The following is a 6,170-nucleotide window of genomic DNA, read 5'->3' as shown; positions in this document are numbered from 1 at the left end:
TGTTTTACCGTGGTCAACGTGGCCGATAGTACCAACGTTAACGTGCGGTTTCGTACGTTCAAATTTTTCTTTAGACATGAGTGGTCCCTCTAGGTACGGATTTAGGTGGCCCAAATTGACCACGCAACCAAAAAAAGATAATTGGTAAATCTAATATCAAAAGGAAATAAACTTGAGAGCTGGTGCTGATAGGCAGACTCGAACTGCCGACCTCATCCTTACCAAGGATGCGCTCTACCACCTGAGCTATATCAGCACTCAAATTAGAGTGGAGCGGGCAGCGGGAATCGAACCCGCATCATCAGCTTGGAAGGCTGAGGTAATAGCCATTATACGATGCCCGCAACACGTAACTCTGAGAGCTATTTCCTAAAGAATATGGTGGAGGGGGACGGATTCGAACCATCGAAGGCAGTGCCGGCAGATTTACAGTCTGCTCCCTTTGGCCACTCGGGAACCCCTCCAAATTTTCAAGCCATTCAGACTACTAAAGGAAAGAATGGTGCCGACTACCGGAATCGAACTGGTGACCTACTGATTACAAGTCAGTTGCTCTACCTACTGAGCTAAGTCGGCATAAGTGGTGCGCATTCTATTGAATGATTTTCGAGGTTGCAATAGTAATTTTAAAAAAAATCATAAAATTCGATTTTTTAGATTCGTTTGCTGCAAATTCGTACAAACTTGGCTTTTTTAAAGTAAACTTCGACCTTTGTCGTTTGCTTTGAAGTTCGCTTGATGTATGTTCTTGCTTCTACTAAACCAAGGATAAAAGAGACCCATGAGTCCATTTTTGTCATTTGACCGTGCAAACTGGGCCGAGTTAAGAAACTCTGTACCGATGACACTTTCTGAAGACGACTTGACTGCGCTTCAGGGCATTAATGAAAACCTAACCATGGAGGAAGCGGTAGAAATCTACCTTCCTTTATCTCGCCTTTTGAATCTGTACGTCCAAGCGCGTCAAAGCCGCAACTCTGTATTACAACAATTCTTGAATACGGAAGAACATGCCCCTCCTTTTGTGATTGGTATCGCCGGCAGTGTCGCTGTAGGCAAAAGTACGACAGCTCGTATTCTGACCGCATTGCTTTCTCGTTGGGAGAATCATCCCAAAGTGTCCTTGGTCACTACAGATGGCTTTCTATATCCGAAAAAGGTACTAGAAGAACGCGGTATCATGCATCGTAAAGGGTTTCCTGAGTCCTATGATATCAAACGTTTAGTTGAGTTTATGTCTGACGTTAAAGCGGGTAAGCCGGATCTTGAAGTACCTATTTACTCCCACATCACGTATGACATTACGGACAAACTAAGAAAAGTTGATAGACCGGATGTTCTTATCATTGAAGGTTTAAACGTTCTACAAAGTGGAATGGATTATCCGCATGATCCACATCGCGTCTTTGTCTCTGATTTTTTGGATTTTTCGATCTATGTCGATGCTGAAACAGAGACAATTGAACAGTGGTATGTGGAACGATTTTTAAAGTTTCGCCAAGGGGCTTTTACTAAACCCGGTTCTTATTTTAGTCACTACACGCAACTGTCAGTCGATGAAGCAAAGCAAAAAGCGAAACAAATTTGGCATGATATTAATGGGCTCAACTTGGAGCTAAATATTCTTCCCACCCGAGAAAGAGCCCATTTGATTCTACACAAAGGCGTCAACCACTTGGTTGATAAGGTGTCTTTACGAAAGTAATTGAACGTCAATCGCTTTTACGCAACGAGATTTCCCCACCAATGTAAGTCTCTAGCCCTTGCGAGGTTTCGAGTAATATCCCGCCTTGATGATCGATGCCGCGTACGACGCCGTGCACCTCTCTAGGTCCGATGAGCAGCTTGACTTGACGATTGAGAAAGTTATCTAATCGATTCCAACGTTCGACAAAGCTGGTAAGCCCTTTCAGTTCATACTCGATAAGTGCGGAATTCCAATGCTTGATAAGCGTCGTCGCTAGGACATTTCTATCGATCACGAGACTCTCGTTTACCTGATTCAATGTTGTCCATGGTTGATCAATCTCAGGTTGCTCATCAGGCATTCCAATATTGAGCCCCATCCCAATCACAAGATGAGCAGCACCACCGGCCTGCCCTGACATCTCCACTAAGATTCCTGCCAGTTTTTTATCTTGATAATACAGGTCATTTGGCCACTTGAGTTTAACGCCTTGTATGCCCATTTCTTCTAGTGCTTCCACTGCGGCAATACCAATAACAAGGCTTAAGCCCATTGCCGCGGCCATTCCCGCATCTAATCGCCAGTACATGGATAGGTATAAGTTAGAGCCAAATGGAGAGATCCATTGTCTACCGCGGCGACCACGTCCTTGTGCTTGATACTCAGCTATACAAACACGGCCCTTTTCTGACTCTGCAACTCTATCAAGCAAATACTGGTTGGTTGAGTTAATCACAGGAACAAGCTCAACAAGTGACTCCGCACTAGCAGTAAGGAGAGCTTCATCTAGCAACTGCAATGGTGATGCCAACTGGTAACCGCGCCCTTGCACTCGATAAATATCAATGCCCCACTCACTAAGACCTTTAATATGCTTAGCTATTGCCGCTCTGGATACATTCAGGGCTTCGCCCAGCGCCTCTCCAGAATGAAACTCGCCGTTACTTAATGACTTTAAGATATGAAGTTTCGTCGAGTGATCTTTTCTCATCTTAACGCCTCGATCTGAGCCAGGTTGGTTTCCCCGGTACGGTTCAGAAATCGAACTTCATGCTCAAGTTCTATTTGGTATTTATCCCACACTGCCTGCTTCACTAGGGAAGCAAGTGCGACAACATCATCGGCACTGCAGCAGTTGTCCATGTTGGTCAAAACCAAGGCTTGCATAGGGTTGACCTGTGCACCATGCACAGACTTCCCCTTTAATCCGCACTGATCAATCAGCCAACCAGCCGCGACTTTCATTCCGCCAGGAGTTGGATAGGCCACGATATTAGTATGTTGCTTCATGAGCCGATCATAATGATCTTGAGTGATCACTGGGTTTTTAAAGAAACTTCCTGCGTTACCTACCTTGACTGGATCCGGCAGTTTCTCCGTTCGCACTTGGCAAACTCGCTCGAAGATTGTTGCTGGGCTAAGTTGTTCTTCCGGAATATCTTTTAAAGGACCATATTGATTAATCGGTTGCCATTGCTTAGCCAACTTAAGCCCTAGTGCAGTAATAAAGCACTTTTCATGCAAAGCGTGTTTAAAAATGGAGTCTCGGTAGCCAAAGTTACAGTCTCTGGCGCTCATTCTTCTATTTTCAAATGTAGTTAGATCAAGAACATCCACGTAGTCACAAATGTCTTTTAGCTCTAGTCCATAGGCTCCAATGTTTTGAATAGGAGCCGAGCCTGCACAGCCAGGGATCAGGGCTAGGTTTTCTAACCCACCAATTCCCTGACTCACACACCAGGAAACCAAATCAGGCCAGTCTTCACCACCTGCAATATGCAATAGGTATTGGTCATCCGTTTCCGTCACATTTTTACCCATGAGTCGATTAACGATCACTAACCCATCAAAATGCTCAGTGAAAAGAACATTACTTCCTTTACCTAAAAAAAGTTTCGGTAAATGGGTGAATCTCGGGTCTTGAAATAGTTGGATAACCTCCTCGAGCGACTCGATGGTCGCTAAATAGGAACACGACTGTTCAATCCCAAAAGTATGGTAAGCCTTAAGGCTTGCATTTGTTTTAATTTGCATAGTAGGTTTGCAACGTCAGATAAGATTCTCTTAAACTGTCGACATTCTACATTAGTTATCTTTTAACCGCAGTGACAATACCTGACTCATTAATCATAGAAGTGTTAAATCCTATCAAGCTCCCTCTCATTAAGAGGTTGTACAAAGCGCATTACCCTTCGGGTCGAGCCAAAAAGGATGAACTGATCATTACAGCGAGCCATAAAGGTGAAATCGTTGCGTTACTACGCTTAAAAACCGTAGATAGATCTCGATTGCTGACGGGAATGCTGGTCATTCCAACACTTAGGGGAACTGGCATTGGAAAAGAACTACTAACTCATTGTAAAAACAATGTTTTCACTGATGGCGATTATTGCTTCGCGTTTACACATCTCGAATCCTATTATTCCAAGCATGGATTCAAAACCATTGATTGCTCTGAGCTACCACACCCGCTAAAAATGGCATTTCAACGCTATGTAGATAGCGGTAAAGATCTCATTCCAATGCAATTCATCTCTTCAATGACATCAAAACGCGCGCTTTTGTAGCCAGGTAAATCATATCTTTGATAAAATGGCAGGTTCGCAATATTGCACTAAACTAAGGTACTCATACCGATATGATAGTAAGTAGGAATCCATTCGAACAGTTGCCAAGTCTCGCTGTCAATCCGGAAGACTTTGATGTTCTGTATTCAGCAGAATCATTCAGGACTCATCTTTTGGATGCAATCAGCAAAGCAACGTCGCGAATTTACCTAGTCGCTCTATATCTGGAAGATGATGAAGCTGGACGTGAAATTCTCACTGCGCTTTATGAAGCGAAACAGCGCAATCCTGGGTTGGACATCAATATCTGTGTCGACTGGCATCGAGCGCAGCGTGGCCTGATTGGTGCGGAAACATCTGAGGGTAATTCTGCGCTTTACAAAGCGTATGCCAATAAGTACCAACACCCGATCCCTGTCTATGGTATACCTGTGCGTGGCAGAGAGGTTTTTGGGGTACTGCATTTAAAAGGCTTCATTGTCGATGATACTGTCATCTACAGTGGAGCAAGCTTAAATAATGTTTATCTGCACTATCACGAACGCTATCGCTTTGATCGTTACCATGTGATTCGACATGAGTCTCTAGCTAATTCAATGGTGCAATTCATTCAGGAAGAGATGATTGCTCACCCTGCTGTCAATGATCTTGCTGGAAAAGATAAGCCAGAAACCAAAGAAATTAAGTCGGCGATTCGTCAACTGAGAGCTTCACTTGCTCAAGCTAATTATAAGTTTGAAGACCAACCACCAACAGAGGAAAGTGTAAAAATCACCCCACTAGTTGGTCTAGGCAAACGCCGCAATCTGCTCAATCAACAGATTGTAAAGTTACTAGCGGCCGCCCAAAACGAAATCTTTATCTGTACGCCTTACTTTAACTTCCCTAAAGCGCTGCATCGTGAAGTGAAGCGAGCCATGAAACGCGGTGTGAAAGTAACTATTGTTGTGGGCGACAAGACAGCAAACGACTTTTATATTGCCCCTGAGGAAGACTTTAAAACCATTGGCGGACTTCCATATCTGTATGAAGTAAACCTACGCCGCTTTGCGAAAGCAAATGAAGCGAATATCGCTGCGCGTAAACTGTCAATTCACCTCTGGAAGCATGACAATAATAGCTTCCATCTCAAAGGGATTTGGGTTGATAAACGCTATATGCTACTGACGGGGAATAACTTAAATCCTCGGGCTTGGTCACTTGATCTAGAAAATGGGCTTCTCATCCAAGACAATTATGCGAAACTCACTGATAAGTTCGAAGATGAGGTTTCGCGTATCCTTGAGCATACCCATCTTATCTGTACTTATAAACAGTTAGAAAAAGTGGAAGATTATCCGATAGGGGTGCAGCGGTTAGTAAGAAAAATAACCCGCCTAAAAGCAGATGGGGTTTTAAAACGCATCCTGTAAGCATAATTAACTTCAAAGCTCAGCATTTTCCTGCTGGGCTTTTTTATTATTCCTAGCTCCAACAGCTTAATACTCTATTAGACCTCTATATTAGTAGACTTCAGTAAATAAGCTTGCGAGACGCAACGTAACCCCAAACGCAACAACCTAGAATCTAGAAAGGCAATACATGCGTAAGTGGCTAGGTGCTTAATAACTCAGTCTTCCGATCTTACTCTTTCTTACACTACGCTAGTGAATAAGCTTTCTAACACGTAAGTCAGCACAGGGGCTCAAAACTAGTCCTCGATACTGGGACCCGGCTCAGCAGAAACCGCAGGAACTGCGCAACACCTCGTCATGACAGGGCTTAGAAAGCATCGTGAAGAGGGAAGCCTGCCTCTCGATGCAAGGTTTCAATATGGAAATGGGGTTAAGGTAAGTCGGATAACCAAAACGAAAAAAGCCCCAGTCTTTCGACTGAGGCTTAATATAAGTGGCGGAGTGGACGGGACTCGAACCCGC

General features: G+C 43.9%; 5 protein-coding genes and 4 tRNA genes. 3 read left to right on the top strand and 6 right to left on the bottom strand.

Annotated elements, in window-relative coordinates:
• Positions 1-180: 180 nt before the first annotated feature.
• From ACWYVB_RS23905 to ACWYVB_RS23890, 4 genes are all read right to left on the bottom strand, one after another.
• A tRNA-Thr gene (locus ACWYVB_RS23905) sits at positions 181-256 on the bottom strand.
• Between the two features lie 13 nt (positions 257-269).
• A tRNA-Gly gene (locus ACWYVB_RS23900) sits at positions 270-344 on the bottom strand.
• A gap of 35 nt (positions 345-379) precedes the next feature.
• Positions 380-464 (bottom strand) — tRNA-Tyr (locus tag ACWYVB_RS23895).
• 36 nt (positions 465-500) lie between these two features.
• Positions 501-576, bottom strand: a tRNA-Thr gene (locus ACWYVB_RS23890).
• A 205-nt stretch (positions 577-781) separates the two neighbouring features.
• Between ACWYVB_RS23890 and coaA the strand changes: the two genes are divergently transcribed.
• The gene (gene coaA, locus ACWYVB_RS23885; protein WP_457530423.1) at positions 782-1,705 is read left to right on the top strand and encodes a type I pantothenate kinase; all 924 of its coding nucleotides are present in this window, start codon (positions 782-784) and stop codon (positions 1,703-1,705) included.
• Between the two features lie 7 nt (positions 1,706-1,712).
• Here the strand turns inward: coaA and birA are convergent, their stop codons facing one another.
• Together birA and murB are read right to left on the bottom strand one after the other, a co-directional pair.
• Positions 1,713-2,678: a bifunctional biotin--[acetyl-CoA-carboxylase] ligase/biotin operon repressor BirA gene (gene birA, locus ACWYVB_RS23880; protein ID WP_053809528.1), complete on the bottom strand. Its 966-nt coding sequence runs from the start codon at positions 2,676-2,678 to the stop codon at positions 1,713-1,715.
• On the bottom strand, positions 2,675-3,721 hold the full coding sequence (gene murB, locus ACWYVB_RS23875) for a UDP-N-acetylmuramate dehydrogenase (protein ID WP_457530421.1): 1,047 nt from the start codon (positions 3,719-3,721) through the stop codon (positions 2,675-2,677). Before murB ends, birA begins: the two co-directional genes overlap by 4 nt.
• Positions 3,722-3,822: 101 nt before the next feature.
• Between murB and ACWYVB_RS23870 the strand changes: the two genes are divergently transcribed.
• Both ACWYVB_RS23870 and pssA read left to right on the top strand, forming a co-directional pair.
• Positions 3,823-4,254, top strand: a complete 432-nt coding sequence (locus tag ACWYVB_RS23870; RefSeq protein WP_191907337.1) for a GNAT family N-acetyltransferase — start codon at positions 3,823-3,825, stop codon at positions 4,252-4,254.
• A 71-nt stretch (positions 4,255-4,325) separates the two neighbouring features.
• Positions 4,326-5,666: a CDP-diacylglycerol--serine O-phosphatidyltransferase gene (gene pssA, locus ACWYVB_RS23865; protein ID WP_258507240.1), complete on the top strand. Its 1,341-nt coding sequence runs from the start codon at positions 4,326-4,328 to the stop codon at positions 5,664-5,666.
• The last annotated feature ends 504 nt before the right edge of the window (positions 5,667-6,170 follow it).

It is taken from the genome of Vibrio sp. JZG10, from assembly GCF_054064075.1.
This window is presented reverse-complemented; position numbering and strand designations above follow the sequence as displayed.

Coding starts and splice junctions, on each gene's coding strand:
- coaA (WP_457530423.1), top strand. CDS start 782: ATGAGTCCATTTTTGTCATTTGACCGTGCAAACTGGGCCGAGTTAAGA.
- birA (WP_053809528.1), bottom strand. CDS start 2,678: ATGAGAAAAGATCACTCGACGAAACTTCATATCTTAAAGTCATTAAGT.
- pssA (WP_258507240.1), top strand. CDS start 4,326: ATGATAGTAAGTAGGAATCCATTCGAACAGTTGCCAAGTCTCGCTGTC.
- murB (WP_457530421.1), bottom strand. CDS start 3,721: ATGCAAATTAAAACAAATGCAAGCCTTAAGGCTTACCATACTTTTGGG.